The organism is Pseudomonas sp. GM17 (assembly GCF_000282175.2).
Classification (GTDB): Bacteria; Pseudomonadota; Gammaproteobacteria; order Pseudomonadales; family Pseudomonadaceae; genus Aquipseudomonas; species Aquipseudomonas chlororaphis.
Map to the genome: position 1 here is coordinate 3,489,450 of NZ_CP124732.1, position 22,545 is coordinate 3,511,994.

General features: G+C 65.9%; 17 protein-coding genes. 11 read left to right on the plus strand and 6 right to left on the minus strand.

The window, feature by feature from the left end; genetic code table 11:
• Positions 1-2 precede the first annotated feature (2 nt).
• From PMI20_RS15725 to PMI20_RS15740, 4 genes are all read left to right on the plus strand, one after another.
• Positions 3-956: a glycosyltransferase family 2 protein gene (locus tag PMI20_RS15725; RefSeq protein ID WP_052034482.1), complete on the plus strand. Its 954-nt coding sequence runs from the start codon at positions 3-5 to the stop codon at positions 954-956.
• A complete protein-coding gene (locus PMI20_RS15730; protein ID WP_007925722.1) occupies positions 953-2,350 on the plus strand; it encodes an ArnT family glycosyltransferase in 1,398 nt (465 codons plus the stop codon). The genes PMI20_RS15725 and PMI20_RS15730 overlap by 4 nt, the downstream gene beginning before the upstream one ends.
• 165 nt (positions 2,351-2,515) lie before the next feature.
• A complete protein-coding gene (locus PMI20_RS15735; RefSeq protein WP_007925723.1) occupies positions 2,516-3,637 on the plus strand; it encodes an enoyl-CoA hydratase/isomerase family protein in 1,122 nt (373 codons plus the stop codon).
• Positions 3,638-3,640: 3 nt separating this feature from the next.
• Positions 3,641-4,792 carry an acyl-CoA dehydrogenase family protein gene (locus tag PMI20_RS15740; protein ID WP_007925727.1) on the plus strand — a complete coding sequence of 384 codons (1,152 nt, stop codon included), beginning with the start codon at positions 3,641-3,643 and terminating at the stop codon, positions 4,790-4,792.
• Positions 4,793-5,135: 343 nt separating this feature from the next.
• Here the strand turns inward: PMI20_RS15740 and PMI20_RS15745 are convergent, their stop codons facing one another.
• From PMI20_RS15745 to PMI20_RS15770, 6 genes are all read right to left on the minus strand, one after another.
• Positions 5,136-5,909, minus strand: a complete 774-nt coding sequence (locus PMI20_RS15745; RefSeq protein WP_007925732.1) for an enoyl-CoA hydratase — start codon at positions 5,907-5,909, stop codon at positions 5,136-5,138.
• A gap of 20 nt (positions 5,910-5,929) precedes the next feature.
• Positions 5,930-7,057 (minus strand): acyl-CoA dehydrogenase, encoded by a 1,128-nt coding sequence (locus PMI20_RS15750; protein ID WP_007925734.1) that lies wholly within the window; start codon positions 7,055-7,057, stop codon positions 5,930-5,932.
• 9 nt (positions 7,058-7,066) lie between these two features.
• Entirely contained in the window at positions 7,067-8,254 is a 1,188-nt protein-coding gene (locus PMI20_RS15755) for an acetyl-CoA C-acyltransferase (RefSeq protein WP_007925735.1), read from the minus strand.
• Positions 8,255-8,266: 12 nt separating this feature from the next.
• On the minus strand, positions 8,267-9,028 hold the full coding sequence (locus PMI20_RS15760; protein ID WP_007925739.1) for an SDR family NAD(P)-dependent oxidoreductase: 762 nt from the start codon (positions 9,026-9,028) through the stop codon (positions 8,267-8,269).
• A gap of 18 nt (positions 9,029-9,046) precedes the next feature.
• The gene (locus tag PMI20_RS15765) at positions 9,047-10,711 is read right to left on the minus strand and encodes an AMP-binding protein (protein WP_007925740.1); all 1,665 of its coding nucleotides are present in this window, start codon (positions 10,709-10,711) and stop codon (positions 9,047-9,049) included.
• Positions 10,712-11,162: 451 nt separating this feature from the next.
• On the minus strand, positions 11,163-12,179 hold the full coding sequence (locus tag PMI20_RS15770) for an AraC family transcriptional regulator (protein ID WP_007930877.1): 1,017 nt from the start codon (positions 12,177-12,179) through the stop codon (positions 11,163-11,165).
• 239 nt (positions 12,180-12,418) lie between these two features.
• On the opposite strand from PMI20_RS15770, the gene PMI20_RS15775 reads away from it, so the two are divergent.
• The 7 genes from PMI20_RS15775 (at position 12,419) to xylB (ending at position 22,544) form a co-directional block, all read left to right on the plus strand.
• On the plus strand, positions 12,419-14,626 hold the full coding sequence (locus tag PMI20_RS15775; RefSeq protein WP_007930875.1) for a TonB-dependent receptor: 2,208 nt from the start codon (positions 12,419-12,421) through the stop codon (positions 14,624-14,626).
• A 339-nt stretch (positions 14,627-14,965) separates the two neighbouring features.
• The gene (locus tag PMI20_RS15780) at positions 14,966-16,276 is read left to right on the plus strand and encodes an ABC transporter substrate-binding protein (RefSeq protein ID WP_007930874.1); all 1,311 of its coding nucleotides are present in this window, start codon (positions 14,966-14,968) and stop codon (positions 16,274-16,276) included.
• A 124-nt stretch (positions 16,277-16,400) separates the two neighbouring features.
• Complete coding sequence (locus tag PMI20_RS15785; protein WP_007930873.1) at positions 16,401-17,327, plus strand: carbohydrate ABC transporter permease; 927 nt, start codon at positions 16,401-16,403, stop codon at positions 17,325-17,327.
• A gap of 10 nt (positions 17,328-17,337) precedes the next feature.
• A complete protein-coding gene (locus tag PMI20_RS15790; protein WP_007930872.1) occupies positions 17,338-18,168 on the plus strand; it encodes a carbohydrate ABC transporter permease in 831 nt (276 codons plus the stop codon).
• A 148-nt stretch (positions 18,169-18,316) separates the two neighbouring features.
• Positions 18,317-19,420, plus strand: a complete 1,104-nt coding sequence (locus PMI20_RS15795; protein ID WP_007932890.1) for an ABC transporter ATP-binding protein — start codon at positions 18,317-18,319, stop codon at positions 19,418-19,420.
• A 14-nt stretch (positions 19,421-19,434) separates the two neighbouring features.
• Positions 19,435-20,919: a mannitol dehydrogenase family protein gene (locus PMI20_RS15800; protein WP_007932892.1), complete on the plus strand. Its 1,485-nt coding sequence runs from the start codon at positions 19,435-19,437 to the stop codon at positions 20,917-20,919.
• 116 nt (positions 20,920-21,035) lie between these two features.
• Entirely contained in the window at positions 21,036-22,544 is a 1,509-nt protein-coding gene (gene xylB, locus PMI20_RS15805) for a xylulokinase (protein ID WP_007932894.1), read from the plus strand.
• Position 22,545 lies beyond the last annotated feature (1 nt).

Here is a 22,545-nt window from a genome sequence, read left to right on the forward strand (position 1 = left end):
ACATGCTCAGCGTTATTATCTGCTGTTATAACGAAGCTCATGTCCTGCCCGAGTTTCATCGCCGCCTGATGTTGGTGATGCAGACACTTCCGGTAACTTACGAAGTATTGTATGTGAATGACGGGAGCCAGGATGGCAGTTGCGACTTATTGGAAGCGTTCTGCCACATGCCCGCTGTACGTTGCCTCAACTTGAGTCGCAACTTCGGCAAGGAGTCGGCGATGTCCGCCGGGCTCGATCATGCCACCGGCGATGCGCTGCTGTTTATCGATGCCGACTTGCAGGACCCGCCGGAACTGATTCCGCTGATGGTCCGCCAATGGCTGGCCGGCAACGACATCGTCAACATGCAGCGCAGCGACCGGCGCAGCGACACCGCGGGCAAGCGCCTGAGCGCCCGGCTCTACTACAAGCTGATGAACCTGCTGGTGGACAAGTACCCGGTGCCGCCGGACGTCAGCGACTTTCGCCTGATCGGCGCCGCACCCCTGCACGCGCTGCGCGCCATGCCCGAGCGCGCCACCCTGATGAAAGGCCTGGTCAACTGGCTGGGCTTCAAGAGCGTGGAAATCCCCTACGAACGGGCGCGCCGCGGCGCCGGTGAGTCCAAATGGAGCCCCATGGCACTGGTGGACCTGGCCATGGAAGGCGTGCTGGCGTTCTCCCGCAAACCCCTGCGCTGGTTCAGCGTGCTCAGCCTGGCGGCCCTGCTGCTGACCGGCGGCTACCTGCTGCGCCAGTGGCTGATCGAGGCCTTCGACGTGCATCACCTGATCCTCGGCGCATTGGCCCTGGCCCTGGTGGGAATCGCCATGGTCGGCGAGTACATCGGCGCCACGCTGGTCGAGGTCAAGCGCCGCCCCCTGTATTTCCTGCGCAGCACCTTTGGCGGTTTTCCCCGGCGGCTGGAAGCACCACCCAGCGTGCAGTCCAACGAACAAGACGAGATCCGATGAACAACCTTTCAACCCGCCACCTGTGGTGGCTGCTGCTCGGCATCCTGGGCCTGCGCCTGATGACCCTCGGCCTTTACCCCCTGATGGACACCTCGGAAGCGCGCTACGCCGAAATGGCGCGCAAGATGCTCGAACTCGACGACTGGGTAACCCCAATGTTCGACTACGGCGTGCCTTTCTGGGGCAAGCCGCCGCTGGCCTTCTGGACCCAGGCCCTGGGCATGCAGTTACTGGGCATCAACGAGTTCGCCGCGCGCTTGCCCGCCTGGCTGCTGCATGTCGGCAGTTGCCTGATCGTCATCCGCTTCGCCCGCGAGGAATACGACGAACGCACAGGGCTGGTGGCGGCCATCCTGTTTTCCAGCTCCAGCCTGGGCCTGGTCTCGGCGGGTGTGGTGCTGACCGATCCGGCCCTGGGCTTCGCCGTGCTGCTGGCCGGTTATGGCTTCTGGCGCGGCACCGTGCATGGCGACCGGGCCTGGGCCCTGGCCGGCTACTTCGGCCTCGGCCTGGGGCTGCTGGCCAAGGGACCGCTGGCGCTGGTGCTGATGGGCGTCCAGGCGGGGCTCTGGACCTTGCTGAACAAACAATGGCGCGCCCTCCGGGCCCTGCCCTGGTTCAGCGGCCTGGCGCTGATGCTGCTGGTGGCGCTGCCCTGGTATGTATGGACCGAACTGCGCAGCCCCGGGTTTCTCGATTACTTCCTGGTGGGCGAACACTGGAAACGCTATGTGATCAGCGACTGGGCCGGCGACCTGTATGGCAGCGCCCATGCCCGCCCGACCGGCAGCATCTGGCTGGACCTGCTGCTGGCGCTGTTCCCCTGGAGCCTGTTCCTGCCCCTGCTGTACGGGGTCTATCGGCAGCAGGCGGGCATGCGTCCCAGCCTGAGCTTCATCAGCCTGTGGGCGCTCACCACCCCGCTGTTCTTCACCTTCTCCGGCAACATCCTCTGGACCTATGTGCTGCCCGCCCTGCCCGCCTGGTGCCTGCTGCTGGCGCTGGCCCTGCGCACGCGCTTGAACGCCCCCGGCAAACTGGTGGCCGGCCTGGCGCTGGCCCTGCCCCTGGGGATGACGGTCGCGGTGGTCGAGGGCGGAACCTTCCAGCGCCCACAGAACCAGCAAGCCCTGGCCCGGGCCTGGAGCGACCTGCAAGCGACCGAGGCCGCGCCGCTGTACTACTGGGGGCGGCGCTCCTATTCAGGGGAGTTCTACAGCGCGGGGCAGGCGCGGCGGGTCAAGGACCTCGCGGAGTTGCCCGCCAGCGGCGCCTTCTACCTGGCGCGCCGGGCCAAGGACTTGGACCGGGACCGCGCGCAGCTGCAACCCCTGGGCTGCGAGGAGCGGCTGCGGGCCAGCCAGAGCGTGCTGTTCAAGTGTTCCGGGCGTTGAAGGCAGGCCATGGGCGGCGCTGTCGCGAGTCCCGCGCGCCCATGCAAAAATGCACAGCCAACCTGCAGTTATCCCGGTTGTACATGGCAAATTTGCACTGTTACGATCCCTCATCGTTCGCGCGCGAACACACCTATAAAGAACAATAAAAGCAGGGAGTTAGTGATGACTGCTCAGGTTCCATCCCAGGCCACGCGAGACACCGGCGCCACGTCGGTCGAGGCCTCGCCACAGGACGTGCTGGCCGAAGTCCGCAACCATATCGGTCACCTGACCCTCAACCGCCCCGCCGGCCTCAATGCCATCACCCTCGGCATGGTGCGCACCCTGCAGCGCCAGCTCGATGCCTGGGCCCAGGACCCGCAGGTGCACGCGGTGGTCCTGCGCGGCGCCGGCGAAAAGGCCTTCTGCGCCGGCGGCGATATCCGCACCCTGTACGACAGCTACCAGAACGGCCAGACCCTGCACGAGGAATTCTTCGTCGAGGAATACGCGCTGGACCTGGCGATCCACCGTTACCGCAAGCCGGTGCTGGCGCTGATGGACGGTTTTGTCCTCGGCGGCGGCATGGGCCTGGTCCAGGGCGCCGACCTGCGGCTGGTCACCGAGCGCAGCCGCCTGGCGATGCCGGAAGTCGGCATCGGTTATTTCCCGGATGTCGGCGGCAGTTATTTCCTGTCGCGCATCCCCGGCGAGCTGGGCATCTACCTGGGGGTCAGCGGCGTGCAGATCCGCGCCGCCGACGCCCTGTACTGCGGGCTGGCGGACTGGTACCTGGAGAGCGACCATCTGAGCCTGCTGGACCAGCGCCTCGACAGCCTGCAATGGCACGACACCCCGCTCAAGGATCTGCAAGGCCTGCTGGCCAAGCTCGGTGTGCAGCAATTGCCGGATGCGCCACTGGCGGCGCTGCGCCCGGCCATCGACCACTTCTTTGCCCAGGCCGATGTACCGAGCATCGTGCAGCAACTGCGCGAAGTGACCCTGGGCGATACTCATGAATGGGCTGTCAGCACTGCCGACCTGCTGTCGACCCGCTCACCCCTGGCCATGGCTGTGACCCTGGAAATGCTCCGACGCGGCCGCCAGTTGAGCCTGGAACAGTGTTTCGCCCTGGAGCTGCACCTGGACCGCCAGTGGTTCGAGCGCGGCGACCTGATCGAGGGCGTGCGCGCCCTGCTGATCGACAAAGACAAGAACCCACGCTGGAACCCACCGACCCTGCAGGCGCTGGACGCCGCGCACGTGGCGAGTTTCTTCAGCGCTTTCGACCCCAGCCGGAGCTGAGCCATGCACGACATTGAATTGAGCGAAGAGCAGGTGATGATCCGCGACATGGCCCGGGACTTCGCCCGCGGTGAAATCGCCCCCCATGCCCAGGCCTGGGAAAAGGCCGGCTGGATCGACGACACCCTGGTGGCGAAGATGGGCGAACTGGGCCTGCTGGGCATGGTGGTGCCCGAGGAATGGGGCGGCACCTACGTCGACTACGTGGCCTACGCCCTGGCGGTGGAAGAAATCTCCGCTGGCGACGGCGCCACCGGTGCGCTGATGAGCATCCACAACTCGGTGGGCTGCGGGCCGATCCTCAACTACGGCAGCGAGCAACAGAAACAGACCTGGCTGGCGGACCTGGCCAGCGGCCAGGCAATCGGCTGCTTCTGCCTGACCGAACCCCAGGCCGGCTCCGAAGCCCACAACCTGCGCACCCGCGCCGAACTCAAGGACGGCCAGTGGGTGATCAACGGCGCCAAGCAGTTCGTCAGCAACGGCCGGCGCGCCAAGCTGGCCATCGTCTTCGCGGTGACCGATCCCGAGCTGGGCAAGAAAGGCCTGTCGGCGTTCCTGGTGCCCACCGACACCCCGGGATTCGTGGTTGACCGCAGCGAACACAAGATGGGCATCCGCGCCTCGGACACCTGCGCGGTGACCTTCAACCAGTGCACCATCCCTGAAGCCAACCTGCTGGGCGAGCGCGGCAAGGGCCTGGCCATCGCCCTGTCCAACCTCGAAGGCGGCCGCATCGGCATCGCCGCCCAGGCCCTGGGTATCGCCCGTGCCGCGTTCGAGGCGGCGCTGGCCTACGCCCGCGAGCGGGTGCAGTTCGACAAGCCGATCATCGAGCACCAGAGCATCGCCAACCTGCTGGCCGACATGCACACCCGCCTCAACGCCGCGCGCCTGCTGATCCTGCATGCCGCGCGCCTGCGCAGCGCTGGCCAGCCGTGCCTGTCGGAAGCCTCCCAGGCCAAGCTGTTCGCCTCGGAAATGGCCGAGAAGGTCTGCTCCTCGGCGATCCAGATCCACGGCGGCTACGGCTACCTCGAGGACTACCCGGTGGAGCGCTACTACCGGGACGCGCGGATCACCCAGATCTACGAAGGCTCCAGCGAGATCCAGCGCATGCTGATCGCCCGGGAGTTGAAGCACTATCTGTTGTGACCCCAAAAGCTTCGCGGGCAAGCCTCGCTCCTACAGGCGCGCGTGTTGATTGCTATGACGCAAACAACACAACCCCGTAGGAGCGAGGCTTGCCCGCGAAAGCATTTCAACCCCCGCCAACCGATGTAGCCGCTGGCGCAGCCTGCGATCGACCGGGACGGTCGCAAGGCGGGCAACGCGGTTCGGTAGATGAACCGCGTCAAGGCCGGCAGCGAGTCCTTCGGCCTCGATCGCAGGCTGCGCCAGCGGCTACAGGCACACGCGCTACCCGCGATAGCTTCCGTCACCACACAAAAAAATCGCAGCCAAGGCTGCGATTTTTCATGGCGAGCGACAACCCGGACTATTTGTCCTTGAACTGCGCCTCGCGCTTGGCGATGAACGCCGCCATGCCTTCCTTCTGGTCCTCGGTGGCGAAGGCCGCATGGAACACCCGGCGCTCGAAACGCACGCCTTCCGAGAGGCTGACTTCGAAGGCGCGGTTCACGCTTTCCTTGATCATCATGCTCACCGGCAGCGATTTGCCGGCGATCAGCGCCGCGACTTTCAACGCCTCGTCCAACAGCTCATCGGCCGGCACGATGCGCGCGACGATGCCACAACGCTCGGCTTCCACCGCATCGATAAAACGCCCGGTCAGGCACATTTCCATGGCCTTGGCCTTGCCCACGGCGCGGGTCAGGCGCTGGGTGCCGCCCATGCCCGGCAGCACCCCGAGGTTGATTTCCGGCTGACCGAACTTGGCGTTGTCGCCGGCCAGGATGAAGTCGCACATCAACGCCAGTTCACAGCCGCCGCCCAGGGCAAAACCGTTGACCGCGGCGATGATCGGCTTGCGCCGGTTGGCCACCCGGTCGCTGTCGCTGAACAGGTCGTCCATGTAGATCCGCGGGTAGGTCAGCTCGGCCATTTCCTTGATGTCGGCGCCGGCGGCGAAGGCCTTCTTCGAGCCGGTGAGGACGATGCAGCCGATCCGCGGATCGGCTTCCAGGCTGTCCAGGGCCTGGTTCACTTCGCTGACGATCTGCGCGTTGAGGGCGTTCAGTGCCTGCGGACGGTTAAGGGTGATCAGGCCGACGCGGTCCTTGATCTCCAACAGAATGGTTTCGTAACTCATGGATCAGCTCCTGCTAAAAGTCAGAGGTTGCGCGAAATGACCATGCGCTGAATGTCGCTGGTGCCTTCGTAGATCTGGCAGACCCGCACGTCGCGGTAGATGCGCTCCAGCGGAAAGTCGTTCAAGTAGCCATAGCCGCCCAGGGTTTGCAAGGCGGCGGAACAGACCTTCTCGGCCATTTCCGAGGCGAACAGCTTGGCCATCGACGCCTCCACCAGCGCCGGCTTGCCGCTGTCGCGCAAGGCCGCGGCGTAGTGCACCATCTGCCGCGCCACGGCGATCTGGGTGGCCATGTCCGCCAGGCGGAAGGCCACCGCCTGATGCTCGATGATCGGCTTGCCGAAGCTCTGCCGCTCGCGGGCGTAGTCACGGGCGGCTTCGAAGGCCGCGCGGGCCATGCCCACCGATTGCGAGGCGATGCCCACGCGACCGCCTTCGAGGTTGGCCAGGGCGATCTTGTAGCCCTCGCCCTCCTCGCCCAGGCGGTTGGCCAGCGGCACCTTCACGTCCTCGAAGAGAATCTGGCAAGTGTCGGAGGCGTGCTGTCCGAGCTTGTCTTCCACCCGCGCGACGCTGTAGCCCGGCGAGTCGGTGGGCACGATAAAGGCGCTGATGCCGCGCTTGCCTGCCGCCGGGTCGGTCACCGCGAACACGATCACCACCCCGGCGTTCTGCCCGGAGGTAATGAACTGCTTGCAGCCGTTGAGCACGTAATGCTCGCCCTCCCGCCGCGCGCGGGTTTTCAGGCTGCTGGCGTCGGAGCCGGCCTGGGGTTCGGTCAGGGCGAAGGCGCCGAGCATGGCGCCGCTGGCCAGGGGCTTGAGGAAACGCTCCTTCTGCTCGTCGTTGCCGAACTTGAGGATCGGCACGCACCCCACCGAGTTGTGCACGCTCATGATGGTCGAGCAGGCGCCGTCGCCGGCGGCGATCTCTTCCAGGGCCATGGCGTAGGCCAGGTAACCGGTGTCGCAACCGCCCCACTGCTCCGGCACCAGCATGCCGAAGAAGCCCAGCCCGGCCATCTCGCCGATGGCCTCGCGGGGGAAGCGATGCTCGCGGTCCCATTCGGCGGCGAACGGCTTCAGGCGTTCCTGGGCGAACTGTCGGGCCGCGTCGCTGATCTGCTGTTGTTCGTCATTAGGCAGCATGCTGATTCCTTAATACAGGCATTCGACGGCCATGGCCGTGGCTTCGCCGCCGCCGATGCAGATGGCCGCGACGCCGCGCTTCAGGCCTTGCTGGCGCAGGGCCGAGAGCAGGGTCACCAGGATCCGCGCGCCGGACGCGCCGATCGGGTGGCCCAGGGCACAAGCGCCGCCGTGGACGTTGACCTTGTCGTGGGGGATTTCCAGCTTCTGCATGGTGACCAGGCTGACCACGGCAAAGGCTTCGTTGATTTCGAACAGCTCGACCTGGTCGATGGACCAGCCGGTTTTCTTCAGCAGCGTCTTGATCGCCCCGACCGGGGCCACCGGGAACAGCCCCGGGGTGTCGGCGAACGCCGCGTGACCGTGGATCACCGCCAGCGGCTTGAGGCCACGTTTCTCCGCCTCGGAACGGCGCATCAGCACCAGGGCCGCGGCGCCGTCGGAGATCGAGCTGGAGTTGGCCGCGGTGACGGTGCCGCCGTCGCGGAACGCCGGTTTCAGCGCGGCGATCTTGTCCAGCCTGGCCTTGGGTGGCTGTTCGTCGTCGCTGATGGTCTGCTGTTCCTTGCCGACGGTGACCTGCAGCGGCACGATTTCCGCCTTGAAGCTGCCGTCCTTGATCGCCTGCTGGGCGCGGGTCAGCGAGGCCACGGCGAAGGCGTCCTGGGCTTCGCGGCTGAAGCCGTTATCCTGGGCGCAGTCTTCGGCGAAGGTGCCCATCAGCCGGCCCTTGTCGTAGGCGTCTTCGAGGCCGTCGAGGAACATGTGGTCGAGCACCCGCCCGTGGCCCATGCGGTAGCCGCTGCGGGCGCGGTCCAGCAGGTAAGGCGCGTTGGACATGCTTTCCATGCCGCCGGCGATCACTACCTCGGCGCTGCCGGCCAGCAGCATGTCGTGGGCGGCGATGGTCGCGGCCATGCCGGAGCCGCACATCTTGTTCAGGGTGGTACAGCGGGTGGCCTTGTCCAGCCCGGCGCCCAGCGCCGCCTGACGGGCCGGCGCCTGGCCGAGACCGGCCGGCAGCACGCAGCCGAACAGCACTTCATCGACGCTGTCGCTGGCCACCCCGGCACGCTCGACGGCGGCACGGATAGCGGCGGCGCCAAGCTGCGGCGCGGTCAGGCTTTTCAGCTCGCCCTGGAAGCCGCCCATGGGGGTGCGGACGGCGCTGACGATAACGATCGGATCCTGGTTCATGATCAATCCTCTTTACTTGGCTGCCATGCGCAAGGCGCCGTCGAGACGGATCACCTCGCCATTGAGCATGCTGTTGCTAATGATATGCCCGACCAGCGCGGCGTACTCGTCCGGCTTGCCCAGGCGTGGCGGGAACGGCACGCCGGCGGCCAGCGACGCGCGGACTTCGTCGCTCATGCCGGCCATCATCGGGGTTTCGAAAATGCCCGGGGCGATGGTCATCACCCGGATGCCGAAGCGCGCCAGTTCGCGAGCGGCCGGCAGGGTCAGGCTGGCGATGGCGCCCTTGGACGCGGCATAGGCGGCCTGGCCGATCTGTCCGTCGAAGGCCGCCGCCGAGGCGGTGTTGATGATCACCCCGCGCTCGCCGTCGGCGTTCGGCTCGCCTTCGGCAATCGCCGCCGCGGCCAGGCGCATCAGGTTGAAGCTGCCGATCAGGTTGACGTTGATCACCTGGCTGAAGCTGGCCAGGGCATGGGGACCGTGCTTGCCGAGTATCTTCTCGCCGCGCACGATGCCGGCGCAGTTGACCAGCCCGTGCAAGCCGCCGAATGCCTTGAGCGTGGCCTGCACCGCCGCTTCGGCGGCCGCTTCGTCAGTGATATCGGCGACCGTGCTCTGGCAGCCGAGCTGGCGCGCCTGGGCCGCGACGGCCTCGGCGTTGAGATCCACCAGCATCACCTGGGCGCCGGCCTTGACCAGCATCTGCGCGGTGGCCGCACCGAGACCGGAAGCGCCGCCGCTGACGAGAAAAACCTTGTTTTCGATGTGCATCATGAGTTCCTGGGTAATTCAGGCCGAAGCCTTGTGCGCCGCGGCCTCTTGAGCCTTGGCGATTTCCTGGTTGCGCAGGATGAAGCGCTGCAACTTGCCGCTTGGGGTTTTCGGCAATTCGCTGACAAATTCGATTTCACGGGGGTACGAGTGCGCGGCCAGGCGCTTGCGCACATGCTGGCGCAGCTCTTCGGCCAGCTCCGGCGCGGCGCGGTACTGCGGGCTGAGCACGACGAAGGCCTTGACCAGCTCGGTGCGCTCCGGATCGGGCTTGCCGATCACCGCCGCCTCGACCACCGCCGGGTGCTCGATCAGCGCGCTCTCGACGTCGAACGGGCCGACCCGGTAACCGGAGGTGGTGATCACGTCGTCGCTGCGCCCGACGAAGCTGATGCTGCCGTCCGGGTTCAGCTCCACGGTGTCGCCGCTGAGGTAGTAGTTGCCGACGAAGGCCTTGGTCACCACGCCGTGGTAGCCGTTGAACCAGCACATCGGCGACTGGCTGCGGTCGATGGCGAGGATCCCCGGCTGGCCGACCGACAGTTCCTGGTACTGCTCGTCGAGCACCACGATGCGGTGGCCGGGCGAGGCGAAACCGGCCGCGCCGACATGCACCGGGTGCTCCAGGCCGTGGTGGTTGCACAGGACCATGCCCAGCTCGGTCTGGCCGTAATGGTCGTGGATCACCACGCCGAGGTTGTCGGCGAACCAGCGAATCACCTCCGGGTTCAGCGGCTCGCCGGCGCTGCTGACGATGCGCAGCTTGCCCTTGATCGAACGGGCGAACTCGTCGCCGCCGGCGATCAGCAGGCGATACGCGGTTGGTGAACCGGTGAGGTTGCTGATCCCGTATTTGTTGATCACCCGGCAAGTGCTTTCCAGGGTGAAGGGCCCATCGTAGAAGGTGATCGGGTGGCCCAGGCCCAGCGGGCCGGTGACGCCGAAGTAGATGCCATAGGCCCAGCCCGGGTCGGCGACGTTCCAGAACGCGTCTTCGGGGCGCAGGTCGACGGCGTCGCGGGTGTAGCTCTGGAACGCGACGATGGCCTTGAGCGGCACGTACAGGGCTTTGGACGGGCCGGTGGTGCCGGAGGTGAACATCAGCAGGAACGGGTCTTCGCCGGTCAGCAGCACGGGCTCGCACTGCGCCGGGTAATTGCCCAGCTCGGCCCAGAAACTGAAGTCGCCGCGGACGATGCCCTGGCCCTTGGCGCCCGCGACCGTGACGATGGTCGGGCAGTCCGCCACTTCAGCGAGCTTTGGCCGGTTGACCGCGTCGGTCACCACCACCTTGGCCCCGGAACTGCCCAGGCGGTGTTCGATGGCCTTGGGGCCGAAGGCGGTGAACAGCGGCTGGTAGACCGCGCCGATGCGCCAGGTGGCGAGTACCGCGATCAACAGTTCGACGTTGCGCGGCAGCAGGCCGGCGACCTTGTCGCCCTGGCCCACGCCCTGGGCCAGCAGGAAGTTGGCGAAACGCGCGGCCTGGTCCTGCAACTCGCTGAAGGTGTAGGTCGCGCTGCTGCCGTCGCGGCCCTCCCAGAACAGCGCGATGCGCCCCGGCAAGGCGTGCCGGTCACAGCATTCGACGCAGGCATTGAGGGCCGACAAGGAGCCGTGCAAGGCCGCGTCGACGGTGTGCTGATAATTGAAGTGTGCCGTGGCAGACAGGTAATCGCGCATTGCCAGAATCCCTCGCTGTTCTTATTAGGATGGGAACCAATGGGAACCACAAAGACATCAGGCAAATACTGGCGCCACGGCCCGGGCGGGACAATGGTCAAAGCTTTCAAGTTGCGTGACTGGTTTGGCCAAGAATCCCATGGCGATCAAGCCCCTGTAGCCGCTGCCGAGGCTGCGAGGCTGCGACCGACCGCGCAGCGGTCGCAAGCCGGGCGGCGCGTTCGGCCTGACGCACGGCAAGCTCAGGTTTTGCGGCAACTGCGTTGCCGATCGCAGCCTCGCGCTGCTCGGCAGCGGCTACCCAGGTTCCCCGTAGCCGCTGCCGCAGGCTGCGATCGAGGCCGCAGGACTCGCTGTCAGTCTTGACGCGGTGCATCAGAGACACCGCGCTGCACGCCTTTGCGACCGTTCCGGTTGATCGCAGCCTGCGACAGCGGCTGCAGGGAGGCGCTCAGGTCGGGTCGTTGAGGATCAGGCTGCGATAGTGCCCGGGGTTGGAGCCGGACCATTTGCGAAAGGCCTTGTAGAACGAGCTGGCGTCGGCGAAGCCCAGGCGGCTGGCGATTTCCGTGAAGCTGATCTGCGGCTCGGCCAGCCAGGCGATCGCCAGCTCCTTGCGCACCCCGTCCTTGAGGCCCTGGTAGGTCTGCCCTTCTTCCGCCAGGCGGCGGCGCAGGGTCGAGGCCGACATGCACAAGCTGTGGGCCAGGCTCTCGGTCTCCGGCCACTGGGCCGCGGGCAGCTGGCGCAGGTCGTGCTTGATGCGGCTGGCCAGGCTCTCTGGGTCGCGGTATTTGACCAGGATGTTGGCCGGCGCCTGGGCCAGGAAGCGCTTGAGCTCCTCGTCACTGCGCTTGATCGGCAAATCCAGGCAGTCGGCGGCAATGATCATCCGCGTGCGCGGCCGGTCGAAGCGCAGGTTCTGCGAGAACATCACCTGGTAGTCGTCGCAGAAGTCCGGCTCCGGGCAGCGCAGCTCGATGGCCAGGATCGGGATGCGCCGCCCGGCCAGCCAGCAGGCCACGCCGTGGACGATCATCCAGTAGGTGAAATAGGTGAAGGCGCGGCGCGGCGCCTGCTCATCCTCCAGCAGGACGATCTCCGCCAGGCTCTGCTGGCGCACCAGTTGGGCCGGCAGCCGTTCGAGCATCAGCGACAGGAACGCCAGCCCGGACTCCAGGCCCGCGGCCAGATTCTGCCGGGCCATGGCGGTGCGACAGAGAAACGCCAGGCTGCCGGATTTCAGCTTGCGCGGGTCCATGCCGAAAAACTCGTCGTCCGTGCGCCGGGCCAGCAGGCGCCACAGCCGGGCATAGGCCAGCGCGGGCACGCGGGCGGCACTGACATCCAGCCGGGCCGGGTCGATACCGGCCTTGAGCAGCACTTCATCGCTGGCGGCACCCGGGGCGCAGCTTTGCAGCAGCGCTTCGCGCACCAGTTGCATGGAGATGGTGTCTTTTTCCGACATCGCGCTGAACGGCTTCCTGCATAAAGAGATGGCCGGTCATCTTAGGCAGTGACCGGTAAAAAGCCAGAGCGCTTTTATCTAAAGTGCAGCATACGTCCGACACCCAGTAGTGACTTTTACTGGGCTCCCTTTAGAAACGTCCTAAATTTCGCGGGATAGCCGCAAGTAGCCCCCTCGCAGCCGTTCTTAGCAATCAATCTCAAATAGGATTAACTCTCACCAAAAAGAGAGCGTTTCTTATGCAAACGAAAGCCCCATCGACACTGCCACCACATCGCCTGCTGGCCTCTACCCTGGGCCTTGCCCTCGCCTCCTGCGCCGGCGCGGCCGAAGCCGGCGAACGGCAGAAATCCCTGCAACTGGACAACATCAAGGTCGAAGCCGAGCAACCCGGTTCCCGCACCGAACGCTCGGCCTCCGCCAAGTACGTGGCGCCGCTGCTGGACACCCCGCAGACCATCACCGTGGTGCCACCCAAGCTGATCCAGGAACAGCAGGCGCTGAGCCTGCGCCAGGTGCTGTCGAACGTGTCCGGCATCACCTTCAATGCCGGCGAAGGCGGTGGCGGCTCGGGGGACAGCATCAACATCCGTGGCTTCTCGGCCAACAGCAACATGCAGATCGACGGCCTGCGCGACAGCGCGCAGACCAACCGTTCCGACACCTTCAACGTCGAGCAGGTGGAGGTCATCAAGGGCCCCAACTCGGTGTTCGGCGGCGCCGGCACCACCGGCGGCAGCATCAACGTGGTCAGCAAGCAACCGAAGAACCAGGCCTTCACCCGTCTGGGCGGCAGCCTCGGCAGCGATAACTACTACCGCCTGACACTGGACAGCAACCAGCCGCTGGAAGGCGTCGGCCAGGACAGCGCGGTGCGGATCAACCTGATGGGCCATCAGAACGATGTGCCCGGCCGCGAGAAAATCGACCGCGAGCGCTGGGGCATCGCGCCCTCGTTGCGCCTGGGCTTCAGCGACGCCACCCGGCTGACCCTCAGCGCCTTCCACCAGAGCGACGACAACCTGCCGGACTATGGCGTGCCGGCGCTCGACGGCAAGAAGCTGGCCGGGGTCAAGCGCGATGCCTATTTCGGCTGGAAGAACCTCGACAAGGAAGAGATCGAACAGAACGCCTTCACCGCCGACTTCGAGCATGACTTCAACGACCACCTGCGCCTGCAGAACCTCACGCGCTACAGCCGCACCGCGCGCGACACCGTCGTCTCGGCGTCCCATGTCAATACCAGCGGCCTGCCGGCGGGTCGCTACCGCCCGGCCGGGCCCCAGGCCTACGGGCGCGACGCCACCACCGAGATGTGGATCAACCAGAGCAACCTGATCGGCGACTTCGAATTCGCCGGCATGCGCCACGACCTGGTGGCGGGCCTGGAACTGTCGCGGGAAACCCTCGACCTGAAGACCTACAACCATGGCCTGAGCACGGCCCTGTATCCGCGCAACGGCTACGCCCTGGGCAGCCCGCCCGGGCGCTGGAACGGCCCGGTCAACAAGGCCACCAGCGGCTATACCGAGACCACCCTCAAGGGCCAGGCGTACTACCTGTTCGATAACATCGCCCTGAGCGAGCGCTGGGACCTCAACCTCGGCCTGCGCTACGACAAGATCAAGGGCGATGTCGACAAGTACTCGGCCAGCCATGTGAAGAGCGACAGCCTGGCCTCGGACACGAACAAGGCCAGCGCGCGCACCGGGCTGGTGTTCAAGCCGACCGAGAACGGGCGCATCTATGCCGCGTGGGGTAATTCCTTCAACCCTTCCGCCGAGAACCTGGCCTCCACCGGCGGCGGCTTGAGCAAGGGCAACCAGGACCTGGCGCCGGAGAAGAACGAGACCTGGGAACTGGGCACCAAGTGGGAGCTGCTGGACAAGCGCCTGGAACTGGACGGAGCGCTGTTTCGCGTAGAGAAGAGCAACGCCCGGGAAACCATGGCCGACGGTTCGACCCAACTGGCCGGCAAGCAGCGGGTGCAAGGTGTGGAAATCGGCGTCACCGGGCATGTCAGCGAGCAGTGGGATGTGTTCGCCAACTACACCTTCCTCGACAGTGAGATCCTCAACGCGGCGAACACCGCCTCGGGCATCGCGCGCAAGGGCCAGGCCCTGGGCAACACCCCGCCGCGCTCGCTCAACCTGTGGACCACCTATGAACTGCCGGCCGGCTGGACCCTGGGTTACGGCACTCGTTATGTCAGCGAGCGCAACGTCAGCTCCAGTACCCGCGCCAAGCTGGACGCCTACTGGGTGCACAACGCCATGCTCGGCTACAAGGTCAACCACAACCTCGACCTGCAGCTGAACGTCAACAACCTGTTCGACAAGGACTACGTGGAACGGGTGCGCCAGCAGAGCGGCTCGACGACACGCTCCTCGGCCATCGAGTACGGCGACGCGCGCGCGGCGATCATGTCGGCCACCTATAGCTTCTGACCCCTCCCCTCAGTGCGAAGCCCCGGTCGACCGGGGCTTCGCCACTGTCATCGGCACCTTCTCGCCGTTCTCCGGTCCAGGCCGCCACGGTAAAAAAACCAATACGCAATCTCCCCTGTTTTACCCGGCCCGAACGGGCGAATCCTTGGCCCATGGCGGCTTGCGCCGGGCGAAGGCTTTCATCGCAGTGCAAAAAAGTATCAATTCAAGTGTCAGGGATGATTTGTCAGGCGCGGTCGTTGAGGGCTGTAATCAGCCCACATTCTTCCCAGCATCCGGAAGACACAACAACAATAACCGTCCTTCTGCCGCCCACCGGGCCCGGAAGAGGAGTGCACGATGAAACCCTGCATCAAAGCCCTGCTCGTCACCACCTGCATGACCTTAAGCGGCGTCAGCCTCGGCGCCCAGACCGTGACTATCGCCACCGTCAACAACAGCGACATGATCCGCATGCAGAAACTCTCGAAGGCCTTCGAGAGCGAGCACCCGGACATCAAGCTGAACTGGGTGGTGCTCGAAGAGAACGTGCTGCGCCAGCGCCTGACCACCGACATCGCCACCCAGGGCGGGCAATTCGACGTGCTGACCATCGGCATGTACGAAGCCGCACTCTGGGGCGCCAAGGGCTGGCTGCAACCGATGCAGGACCTGCCCGCCGCCTATGACCTGCAGGACATCTTCCCTGCGGTCCGCGAAGGCCTGTCGGCCAAGGGCACGCTGTACGCCCTGCCGTTCTACGCCGAAAGCTCGATGACCTACTACCGCACCGACCTGTTCAAGGACGCCGGCCTGGTCATGCCCGAACACCCGACCTGGGAACAGATCGGCGAATTCGCCGGCAAGCTCAACAAACCCGAGCAGGAACAGTACGGCATCTGCCTGCGCGGCAAGGCCGGCTGGGGCGAAAACATGGCCCTGATCACCACCCTGGCCAACGGTTTCGGCGCGCGCTGGTTCAATGAGCAGTGGCAGCCGGAATTCACCGGGCCGGAATGGAAAAACGCCCTGGCCTTCTACGTCGACACCATGAAAAAGGCCGGCCCGCCCGGCGCCTCCAGCAACGGTTTCAACGAGAACCTGGCGCTGTTCAACAGCGGCAAGTGCGCGATCTGGGTCGACGCCAGCGTCGCCGGCTCCTTCGTCACCGACAAGGCGCAGAGCAAGGTCAGTGAACACGTCGGCTTTACCTACGCGCCGCAGCAGGTGACTGACAAGGGCAGCGCCTGGATGTACTCCTGGGCGCTGGCGATCCCCACCAGTTCCAAGGCCAAGGACGCCGCGCAAACCTTCGCCACCTGGGCCACGTCCAAGGAATACGGGGCCCTGGTCGCCGAGAAAGACGGCATCGCCAACGTACCGCCGGGCACCCGCGCCTCCACCTACAGCGAGGCCTATATGCAAGCCGCGCCGTTCGCCAGGGTGACCCTGGAATCGCTGAAAGTCGCCGACCCGACCAGGCCGACCCTCAAGCCGGTGCCCTACATCGGTATCCAGCTGGTGACCATCCCCGAGTTCCAGGCCATCGGCACCCAGGTCGGCAAGCTGTTCTCCGCCGCGCTGATCGGCCAGACCACGGTCGACCAGGCCCTGGCCGCCGCGCAGCAGACCACCGAACGCGAAATGAAACGCGCCGGCTACCCCAAGTAATCCCCCATCCCTGTACCTGTAGGAGCGAGCTTGCTCGCGATGCTTTCCACGCCTTCGGCGTGATCGCGAGCAAGCTCGCTCCTACGGGAGGGAACGCATCTGTACCGGAACGGTTGTGATCGCCATGAATACCTCGACTGCCAACGCTCATCTGCAAATCCCCCAGGCCGCGCGCAAGCGCCGCCTGCTCAACCCCGGCTGGTTCCTGGTCAGCCCCTCGGTGGCGCTGTTGCTGCTGTGGATGATCGTGCCGCTGGGCATGACCCTGTACTTCTCGCTGATCCGCTACAACCTGCTGTACCCCGGCGAGAACCAGTTCGTCGGCCTGGAGAACTTCAGCTACTTCCTCACCGACTCGGGCTTCCTGCCCGGGGCCGCCAACACTCTGTTGCTGGTCGGCAGCGTGCTGCTGATCAGCGTGGTGTTCGGGGTGCTGATCAGCGCCCTGCTGGAGGCCAGCGAATTCCTCGGCCGCGGCATTGTCCGGGTGCTGCTGATCTCGCCGTTCTTCATCATGCCCACGGTGGGCGCGCTGATCTGGAAGAACCTGATCTTCCACCCGGTGTCGGGGATTCTCGCCGCCGTGTGGAAGCTGTTCGGCGCCCAGCCGGTGGACTGGCTGGCCCACTATCCGCTGCTGTCGATCATCATCATTGTCTCGTGGCAGTGGCTGCCGTTCGCGATCCTGATCCTGATGACCGCCATGCAGTCGCTGGACCAGGAACAGAAGGAAGCCGCGCGCCTGGATGGCGCCGGGGCCATCGCGATCTTCTGGCACCTGACCCTGCCGCACCTGGCGCGGCCGATCGCGGTGGTGGTGATGATCGAGACCATCTTCCTGCTCTCGGTGTTCGCCGAAATCTTCACCACCACCAACGGTGGCCCGGGCTACGCCTCGACCAACCTCGCCTACCTGATCTACAACCAGGCGCTGGTGCAGTTCGACGTGGGCATGGCCTCGGCCGGCGGCCTGATCGCCGTGGTCATCGCCAATATCGCCGCGATCATCCTGGTACGGATGCTCGGCAAAAACCTGACTGACAAGCCCTGAGGTGCGCGCCATGACCCTGCAACAATCCCGCCGCCTGCAAAGCCTGCTGCTCGGCACCCTGGCCTGGGCCATCGCGATCCTGATCTTCTTCCCGATCTTCTGGATGCTGCTGACCAGCTTCAAGAGCGAAATCGACGCCTTTGCCACGCCGCCGCAGTTCATCTTCACGCCGACGCTGGAGAACTACCTGCACATCAACGAGCGCAGCAACTACTTCGCCTTCGCCTGGAACTCGGTGGTGATCTCCTTCAGCGCCACCGCCCTGTGCCTGCTGATCGCGGTACCGGCGGCCTACTCCATGGCCTTCTTTGAAACCCGCAACACCAAGCGCACCCTGCTGTGGATGCTGTCGACCAAGATGCTGCCGCCGGTGGGCGTGCTGATGCCGATCTACCTGCTGGCCAAGAGCTTTGGCCTGCTGGACACGCGCATCGCGCTGATCGCGATCTACACCCTGATCAACCTGCCGATCGTGGTCTGGATGATTTACACCTACTTCAAGGACATCCCCCGGGACATCCTCGAGGCCGCGCGGCTGGACGGCGCGACCCTGGGCCAGGAAATGCTCCGGGTGCTGCTGCCGATCGCCAAGGGCGGGCTGGCCTCCACCGTGTTGCTGTCGCTGATCCTGTGCTGGAACGAGGCGTTCTGGTCGCTGAACCTGACCTCGTCCAACGCCGCGCCGCTGACCGCGCTGATCGCCTCCTACTCCAGCCCCGAAGGGCTGTTCTGGGCCAAGCTCTCGGCGGTCTCGACCCTGGCCTGCGCGCCGATCCTGATCTTCGGCTGGATCAGCCAGAAACAACTGGTGCGCGGCCTGTCCTTCGGCGCCGTGAAATAACCAGACGACTCACTACCTGTAGCCGCTGCCGAAGGCTGCGATCGAGCCGCAGGCTCGCCAGCGATCGCACAGACGCCGAGGCCCCTTCGGTGCCTGTCGCAGCCTGCGGCAGCGGCTACACCGACATTCAGAAACATGGAGGCCCGTCATGGCCAACCTGAAAATCAACAATCTGCAAAAAGGCTTCGAAGGTTTTTCCATCATCAAAGGCATCGACCTGGAGGTGCGCGACAAGGAGTTCGTGGTCTTCGTCGGCCCCTCGGGCTGCGGCAAATCCACCCTGCTGCGGCTGATCGCCGGGCTGGAGGAAGTCAGCGGCGGCACCATCGAGCTCGATGGCCGCGACATCACCGAAGTCAGCCCGGCCAAGCGCGACCTGGCCATGGTGTTCCAGACCTACGCCCTGTACCCGCACATGAGCGTGCGCAAGAACATGTCCTTCGCCCTGGACCTGGCCGGCGTGCCGAGAGCCGAGGTGCAACAGAAGGTCGACGAAGCGGCGCGCATCCTCGAACTGGGACCGATGCTCGAGCGCAAGCCCAAGCAGCTGTCCGGCGGCCAGCGCCAGCGCGTGGCCATCGGCCGGGCCATCGTGCGCAACCCGAAGATCTTCCTGTTCGACGAGCCGCTGTCCAACCTCGACGCGGCGCTGCGGGTGCAGATGCGCCTGGAGCTGGCGCGCCTGCATAAAGAGCTGCAGGCGACCATGATCTACGTGACCCACGACCAGGTCGAAGCCATGACCCTGGCCGACAAGGTGGTGGTGCTCAATGGCGGGCGCGTGGAACAGGTGGGCTCGCCGCTGGAGCTGTACCACAGCCCGGCCAACCTGTTTGTCGCCGGCTTCCTCGGCACGCCGAAGATGGGCTTTCTCAAGGGCCGGCTGAGCCGGGTCGATGGCCAGGGCTGCGAGGTGCTGCTGGAGGCCGGCACCCGCATCCAGCTGCCGCAGAGCGGCGCCCACTTGAGCGTCGGCAGCCCGGTGACCCTGGGCATTCGTCCCGAGCACCTGGAGCTGGCCCGGCCCGGCGACTGCACCCTGCCGGTCACCGCCGACGTCAGCGAACGCCTGGGCAGCGACACCTTCTGCCACGTCGTCACCGCTTCCGGCGAGGCCCTGACCCTGCGCATCCGCGGCGACCTGGCCAGCGCCTATGGCCAGCAGCTGAGCCTGAACCTGGACGCCGAGCACTGCCACCTCTTCGATGCCGACGGCGTGGCCGTGGCCAGGCCGCTGCGCGCCGCCGCCTGAACGAGAACCGAACGATGAAACTGAACCGACACAACCTCCACCACCTGGCCCCTGAAGTCCGCCTGCCCGCCTACGACCTGGCCGAGCTCCGGCAGGGCATGGTGCATATCGGCGTGGGTGGTTTCCACCGGGCCCACCAGGCCTATTACACCGATGCCCTGATGAACACCGGCGAAGGCCTGGACTGGAGCATCTGCGGGGTCGGCCTGCGCACCGAGGACCGCCGCGCCCGCGACGACCTGGCCGGCCAGGACTACCTGTTCACCCTGTTCGAGCTGGGCGACAGCGATGCCGCCGAAGTGCGGGTGATCGGCGCCATTAGCGACATGCTGCTGGCCGAAGACGGCGCCCAGGCGCTGATCGACAAACTGGCCGACCCGCAGATCCGCATCGTCTCGCTGACCATTACCGAGGGTGGCTACTGCATCGACGACAGCAGCGGCGAGTTCATGGCCCACCTGCCGCAGATCCAGCACGACCTGGCCCACCCGCAGCAGCCGCAGACCGTGTTCGGTTTTCTCTGCGCGGCCCTGGACCAGCGCCGGGCGGCCGGGGTCCCGGCCTTTACCCTGATGTCCTGCGATAACCTGCCGCACAACGGCGCGGTGACCCGCAAGGCGCTGCTGGCCTTCGCCGGGCAGCGCGACGCCGACCTGCGCGACTGGATCGCCACCCACGTCAGCTTCCCCAATGCCATGGTCGACCGCATCACGCCGATGACCAGCACCGCTCACCGCCTGCAGCTGCACGACCAGCACGGCATCGACGACGCCTGGCCGGTGGTCTGCGAGCCCTTTGCGCAATGGGTGCTGGAAGACAAGTTCGTCAGCGGCCGGCCGGCCTGGGAAAAGGTCGGCGTGCAATTCACCGACGACGTCACGCCCTATGAGGAGATGAAGATCAAGCTGCTCAACGGCAGCCACCTGGCCCTGACCTACCTGGGGTTCCTCAAGGGTTATCGCTTTGTCCACGAGACCATGGCCGACCCGCTGTTCGTGGCGTACATGCGCGCCTACATGGACCTGGACGTGACCCCGCAACTGGCGCCGGTGCCGGGCATCGACCTCTGCGCCTACAAGGACACCCTGGTGGCGCGTTTCTCCAACCGGGCGATTGCCGACCAGCTTGAACGGGTCTGCTCCGACGGCTCGTCGAAGCTGCCCAAGTTCAGCGTGCCGACCCTCAACCGCCTGATCGCCGAAGGCCGCGACACCGAGCGCGCCGCCCTGGTGGTCGCCGCCTGGGCCCGGTACCTCAAGGGCGTGGACGAAAACGGCGACACCTACCGCATTCCCGACCCGCGCGCCGCGTTCTGCCAGGCGCTGGTGGCGGACGACGCACTGATCAGCCAGCGATTGCTGGCGGTCGAGGAGATCTTCGGCAGCGCCATCCCCAACTCTCCGGCCTTTGTCGAAGCCTTCGAGCGCTGCTACAACAGCCTGCGCGACAACGGCGTGACCCGCACCCTGGAGCGGGTGTTGGACAAACCGACAGCGTGACCCGGGAGATTTTTCGCGAGCAAGCTCGCTCCTACAGATGAGCATGATCCCCTGTAGGAGCGAGCTTGCTCGCGATAGAGCGCAACGCGCTCACAACCTATCGACGAGCATCTCGAATGAACCACAGACAGCTTTTCCTCGGCATCGACTGCGGCACCCAGGGCACCAAGGCCATCGTCCTCGACGCCGCCAGCGGTGAAGTACTGGGCCTGGGCGCGGCGCCCCACAGCCTGATCAGCGGCGCCAACGGCCGCCGTGAACAGGACGTCGAGCAATGGCGCGAGGCGTTCACCCTGGCCACCCGCCGTGCGTTATTGGCGGCGGGGGTCAGCGGCCTGGACATCCTCGGCCTCGGCGTCTCCGGCCAGCAGCACGGCCTGGTCCTGCTCGACCAGCAGGGCCAGGTGCTGCGCCCGGCCAAGCTCTGGTGCGACACCGAATCCACCCCGCAGAACCAGCGCCTGCTGGATTACCTGGGCGGCGAACAGGGCTCCCTGGAGCGCCTCGGCGTGGCGATTGCCCCCGGCTACACCGTGTCGAAACTGCTGTGGACCCGGGAACAGCATCCGCAGATCTTCCAGCGCATCGCCCATGTGCTGCTGCCCCACGACTACCTGAATTACTGGCTGACCGGCCGCTGCTGCAGCGAATACGGCGATGCCTCGGGCACCGGCTATTTCAACGTGCGCAGCCGCCAGTGGGACCTGGAACTGCTCCGGCACATCGACCCCGACGGCCGCCTGGAAGCCGCCTTGCCGGAACTGCTCGAAGCCGACCAGCCAGTGGGCACGCTGCTGCCGGAGCTCGCCCGGCGCCTGGGCCTCAACCCGCGGGCGCTGGTGTCCAGCGGTGGCGGCGACAACATGCTCGGGGCCATCGGCACCGGCAATATCCAGCCCGGGGCGATCACCATGAGCCTGGGTTCCTCCGGCACCCTGTACGCCTATGCCGAGCAACCGCGGGTCAGCGCGGACGCCGCGGTGGCGACCTTCTGCTCCTCCAGCGGCGGCTGGCTGCCGCTGATCTGCACCATGAACCTGACCAATGCCACCGGCGCGGTGCGCGAACTGTTCGAGCTGGATATCGACGCCTTCAACCAGTTGGTGGCGCAGGCGCCGATCGGTGCCGAGGGCGTGTGCATGCTGCCGTTCCTCAACGGCGAGCGGGTCCCCGCCCTGCCCCATGCCAGCGGCAGCCTGCTGGGCCTGACCGCCGACAACCTGACCCGGGCCAACCTGTGCCGCACGGTGATCGAGGGCACCACCTTCGGCCTGCGCTACGGCCTCGACCTGCTACGCCAAAACGGCCTGCAAAGCCAGGGCATCCGCCTGATCGGCGGCGGTTCGAAAAGCCCGCTGTGGCGGCAGATGGTCGCCGATATCATGCACACCCCGGTGGTCTGCACCGAGCAGAGCGAGGCCGCGGCCCTGGGCGCGGCGATCCAGGCGGCCTGGTGCTATTCCCGCAGCAGCGGCCAGCCGCAGAGCCTGGCGCAATTGTGCCAGCGCTGCGTGAGGCTCGATGCAAGCAGCGAAACCTTGCCGATAGCGGCCAATGTCTCGGCCTATCAGCAGGCCTATGAACGTTACCAACAGCATGTGGCAACCCTTTTGAAGAGCGAATGAC

What these genes read in the sequence shown, in the direction of transcription:
- PMI20_RS15765 (WP_007925740.1), bottom strand. Translation starts at nt 10,711, where the DNA reads ATGCGCGATTACCTGTCTGCCACGGCACACTTCAATTATCAGCACACC.
- PMI20_RS15785 (WP_007930873.1), top strand. Translation starts at nt 16,401, where the DNA reads ATGAATACCTCGACTGCCAACGCTCATCTGCAAATCCCCCAGGCCGCG.
- xylB (WP_007932894.1), top strand. Translation starts at nt 21,036, where the DNA reads ATGAACCACAGACAGCTTTTCCTCGGCATCGACTGCGGCACCCAGGGC.
- PMI20_RS15745 (WP_007925732.1), bottom strand. Translation starts at nt 5,909, where the DNA reads ATGAGTTACGAAACCATTCTGTTGGAGATCAAGGACCGCGTCGGCCTG.
- PMI20_RS15755 (WP_007925735.1), bottom strand. Translation starts at nt 8,254, where the DNA reads ATGAACCAGGATCCGATCGTTATCGTCAGCGCCGTCCGCACCCCCATG.
- PMI20_RS15775 (WP_007930875.1), top strand. Translation starts at nt 12,419, where the DNA reads ATGCAAACGAAAGCCCCATCGACACTGCCACCACATCGCCTGCTGGCC.
- PMI20_RS15725 (WP_052034482.1), top strand. Translation starts at nt 3, where the DNA reads ATGCTCAGCGTTATTATCTGCTGTTATAACGAAGCTCATGTCCTGCCC.
- PMI20_RS15760 (WP_007925739.1), bottom strand. Translation starts at nt 9,028, where the DNA reads ATGCACATCGAAAACAAGGTTTTTCTCGTCAGCGGCGGCGCTTCCGGT.
- PMI20_RS15770 (WP_007930877.1), bottom strand. Translation starts at nt 12,179, where the DNA reads ATGTCGGAAAAAGACACCATCTCCATGCAACTGGTGCGCGAAGCGCTG.
- PMI20_RS15735 (WP_007925723.1), top strand. Translation starts at nt 2,516, where the DNA reads ATGACTGCTCAGGTTCCATCCCAGGCCACGCGAGACACCGGCGCCACG.
- PMI20_RS15795 (WP_007932890.1), top strand. Translation starts at nt 18,317, where the DNA reads ATGGCCAACCTGAAAATCAACAATCTGCAAAAAGGCTTCGAAGGTTTT.
- PMI20_RS15740 (WP_007925727.1), top strand. Translation starts at nt 3,641, where the DNA reads ATGCACGACATTGAATTGAGCGAAGAGCAGGTGATGATCCGCGACATG.
- PMI20_RS15730 (WP_007925722.1), top strand. Translation starts at nt 953, where the DNA reads ATGAACAACCTTTCAACCCGCCACCTGTGGTGGCTGCTGCTCGGCATC.
- PMI20_RS15800 (WP_007932892.1), top strand. Translation starts at nt 19,435, where the DNA reads ATGAAACTGAACCGACACAACCTCCACCACCTGGCCCCTGAAGTCCGC.
- PMI20_RS15780 (WP_007930874.1), top strand. Translation starts at nt 14,966, where the DNA reads ATGAAACCCTGCATCAAAGCCCTGCTCGTCACCACCTGCATGACCTTA.
- PMI20_RS15750 (WP_007925734.1), bottom strand. Translation starts at nt 7,057, where the DNA reads ATGCTGCCTAATGACGAACAACAGCAGATCAGCGACGCGGCCCGACAG.
- PMI20_RS15790 (WP_007930872.1), top strand. Translation starts at nt 17,338, where the DNA reads ATGACCCTGCAACAATCCCGCCGCCTGCAAAGCCTGCTGCTCGGCACC.